The sequence below is a fragment of the Oleiphilus sp. HI0132 genome, assembly GCF_001635845.1.
Genome location: NZ_LWGJ01001236.1, coordinates 1 through 3,372, shown reverse-complemented (window position 1 = coordinate 3,372; position 3,372 = coordinate 1). Strand labels below are relative to the sequence as shown.

The following is a 3,372-nucleotide window of genomic DNA, read 5'->3' as shown; positions in this document are numbered from 1 at the left end:
CATATAAAGAATTATCTAAATCCAATAGTATGTATTGAGCTTGTTATATTTATTTCTCATGTTTTGTAGCAAAGTTTATTGAAAAACTATTTTTGCTACAGAAAACGTTTCTACAAACCAATCCTCTCACAGCTCAAAACCAGAGCTCAAGAAGCGCAACCGCTAACTTAGACCCCGTTATTATTTTCAACAATTCCCCCCATTTGGGTGATTGCTCTCAAATCACCAAACAATTATAAATAAGCACCCAAGCTAAAAATTTTCTGTAAATTGATCCCTGAACCTTAGTTCTTTAGAATTGCTCCCTGCGCTTAAACGACCTAAGCAATCTGACCACTAATCGATATACTTCCCTGCTTGGAGCTTCTATGACAACCCTCACGCTGTTTATCAGCGACAATTGGCTAAACCTACTAGCCATTATCTGGTTTTTAGTTTGCTTTAATGGCTATATGAAATACGCCAGTGCTCGAAGCTACCGAAGCACCGAAGACTCTCCGAGCCTTGCATCCGAACTTCACCAGTATCGGTTTCAGTGGATGCTCCGGGTCCTGACTAGAGAAATGAGAATCGCTGACAATGCTGCAATTGCGAACCTTGAAAAAGGTGTTTCTTTTTTTGCATCAACGACCATGCTTATTCTCGCTGGCTTAATAACCATCTTAGGCTCAACTGAAAAAGCAATACACCTCATAGAAGGGCTCCCCTTCGCAGTCCCCACCGATCGCTCGGAATGGGAGATCAAAGTCATTACGTTAATTTTTGTTTTTGTCTATGCCTTCTTCAAGTTTACCTGGAGCTTACGCCAATATGGTTTTGTAACCATTATGGTTGGCGGGGCGCCAACCCCTAGTGAAGACTGCAGTAATGAAGAGAGGGAGGCGCTTGCTTCACGCATGGCTTCCATGGCCTCCATGGCCGCTAACAACTTTAATAGTGGCTTACGCACTTACTATTTCTCTATCGCCATGCTGACCTGGTTTATCAACCCATGGGTATTTATGGTCGCCAGCACCCTTATTGTCTTTATTCTATTTCGTCGTGAATTTAAGTCATCCACACTTAAAATCCTGGTGGGTAAAGAAGAGCTGTCTCAAGCAATGCGCTAAAACTCAATAAAAAACAAAAAGTCACAAGTCTATTCTTTACCGATCGCGGGCTTTTTCTATACTCATTAGAACAAATATAAAACAAAGGCAATTGACGCGTAGGAGTTACAGGAATGTCTTTAGAATCGCTATTTAAAGGAAGCCCAAATTTACCCAACATCCCGAAAGTGGTGCAAGAACTGATCAAGCAGTTTAATGATCCTCATTCCAATGTTGATGAGATTTCAAAAAAAATACAGATGGACCAGGTCCTTTCTGCCAAAATTATGCGTCTAGCCAATTCCGCGCGCTATGGTGCAGGACGTAAGATCGCCTCAATCGACTCTGCAGTTGTGATGCTCGGCATCGATACCCTGAAAACCTTAGTCGTTGCCTCTGGTATTACTGGTGCTTTCCAAGACATCCCGGGCTTTGATAAAAAACAGTTCTGGCGTGATAGTTTCATGATTGCCAGCATCAGCAAGCTAATTGCTAAACACACTGACTCAGACCCTGAAACAGCCTTCACAATCGGCATGATGCGTAACATCGGCGAGCTACTAATTCATATTTATCATGAAGAGTCTGCCGTTAAAATTGACAAGCTAGTTGAATCAGGCGCTAATCGAATTGACTTACAAGACAACCAGTTTGGCTATGACTTCACGCAAGCAGGCTCGGAACTTGCCAAACGCTGGAACTTCCCAACAGAAATTGTAAATGGAATACGTCAACAGGCTGCCCCTAACGACTTTGAAGAGTATTCCGCTTATTCAAGCATCGTTTACTTGGCCGACTACTTAAATGAAGCGTTTAAAGCCGAGCAAGAAAAGCAAGAAATTTTATCTCAGTTCCCGGTGGACATTGCTAAGCCAATTGATATCAATCTGGTATCTTTCTTCGAAGAGTTAGTTGAGCTTGCAGAAGCGGAAGATGATATTGAAGAGTTATTGAAAGACTAAGTCAGATAATCTCTCAAAAAGCGCTCATTTGAGCGCTTTTTCTTTGCCTAATAGAAAACCGAAAAGATCATTTTTTTGAATCGGCTACCATTAAAAACCATAACCTAAAGAAACATAAGAGGTTTCATCCATATGTAAGGCTATCAACTGGACCACCCAAAAACGCAAACCTAGCTCTAGACCTAAGCCTTCAATCTCGTTCTCATGCTGTCGTAGATTATCCTTGTCCAATATTAAATAAGACAAGCCCATATCAACTCCCATCAAAGAGAAGCCACTGGTGTAACTGAGGTTAATCTTTTCACCAAAATGCCCAAAACCACCTCGTAAAGTGATTCCTTCGTGCGCTGCACCCTGACGTTTAAAAAATGACATTCCCATATAATGGGTACGGCCAATCAAGTTATCATCAACAACATAGGTATAACGAGGCGTCCACCCCTCCAGGTCAGAGATATTTTTCCAGGAGAAGTCCTCCACACTTAAGTCGTCGAGCCCTAAGTGTTCCAACTTGAATTCAGCAAAAGCCAGTACCGGCGTAAGAACAAGAATCAGAGTAAGCAGTAGTTTTTTCATAAGATCTATTAGTGCATCCTTGACGCTAGCAAAGCCAGGGCGACTTAAATGCAAACGCTTTAAGCCAGCAACCCGAAACAACAAAGACTGAAAGACTACTATATAGTGAAGCCCTAAACCAAGAAGCAGCCACTCTAATTTTGAAGCAGTCGAAGTTTTAATAAGCATTGAGAGGGAAAACGGTAAGATTCAGGCAAAAAAAATCCCGGACAATGTCCGGGATAAATAAGTACACATGAAATCTAAACCTAAATTGAAGAAAGACGGGCCTGAATCGTCTCACCTAAATTCGATATAGTAATCATAGCCAATAAGTTATGAGCGGTCTGTTGGTAAACAATTGCAAAATGTAACGAATTGTTAACGTCTTCTATATTAATTTACTTGGTTTTATGGCAGAGAATAACGATAATGGTCGTTTCTTCTATTTGTGATAGACCTTCCATTATGGAAATAGAGCAGCTATTTACTCTAATAAAAAGCTTGACCAGCCAATCGAACATTAGAGAACTTGTCACAGCACTCGATGACATTCTTATCAATAATTTCGAACGCGTCGATTTGTCAGTTTATGAGCTACAAGCTACACGGCGCTCCAATCATAAAACGACCACTCTTATCGGCATAGAGTGTAGCGGGAAGTCCAACGACATCTATTTAAATAACGACATGGACATGCTGTCGGCTTATATTTCTAAAGAAGAGGTATACAAGGTTGAAAGCAGAACGCGTTTTAAAATCGTCAT

General features: G+C 41.1%; 4 protein-coding genes. 3 read left to right on the top strand and 1 reads right to left on the bottom strand.

Annotated elements, in window-relative coordinates; genetic code table 11:
- Positions 1–368 precede the first annotated feature (368 nt).
- Positions 369–1,109, top strand: a complete 741-nt coding sequence (locus A3766_RS18210; RefSeq protein WP_068514659.1) for a DUF599 domain-containing protein — start codon at positions 369–371, stop codon at positions 1,107–1,109.
- 113 nt (positions 1,110–1,222) lie between these two features.
- Entirely contained in the window at positions 1,223–2,050 is an 828-nt protein-coding gene (locus tag A3766_RS18205) for an HDOD domain-containing protein (protein WP_068512887.1), read from the top strand.
- Positions 2,051–2,140: 90 nt separating this feature from the next.
- Here the strand turns inward: A3766_RS18205 and A3766_RS18200 are convergent, their stop codons facing one another.
- Positions 2,141–2,794: a hypothetical protein gene (locus A3766_RS18200; protein WP_068514657.1), complete on the bottom strand. Its 654-nt coding sequence runs from the start codon at positions 2,792–2,794 to the stop codon at positions 2,141–2,143.
- A 243-nt stretch (positions 2,795–3,037) separates the two neighbouring features.
- On the opposite strand from A3766_RS18200, the gene A3766_RS18195 reads away from it, so the two are divergent.
- The coding region (locus A3766_RS18195; protein ID WP_156508966.1) for a hypothetical protein at positions 3,038–3,372 on the top strand (335 nt) is incomplete at its 3' end.

Bases quoted from the DNA above. Each gene is read 5' to 3' on its own strand.
- A3766_RS18210 (WP_068514659.1), top strand. From the start codon at position 369: ATGACAACCCTCACGCTGTTTATCAGCGACAATTGGCTAAACCTACTA.
- A3766_RS18205 (WP_068512887.1), top strand. From the start codon at position 1,223: ATGTCTTTAGAATCGCTATTTAAAGGAAGCCCAAATTTACCCAACATC.
- A3766_RS18200 (WP_068514657.1), bottom strand. From the start codon at position 2,794: ATGCTTATTAAAACTTCGACTGCTTCAAAATTAGAGTGGCTGCTTCTT.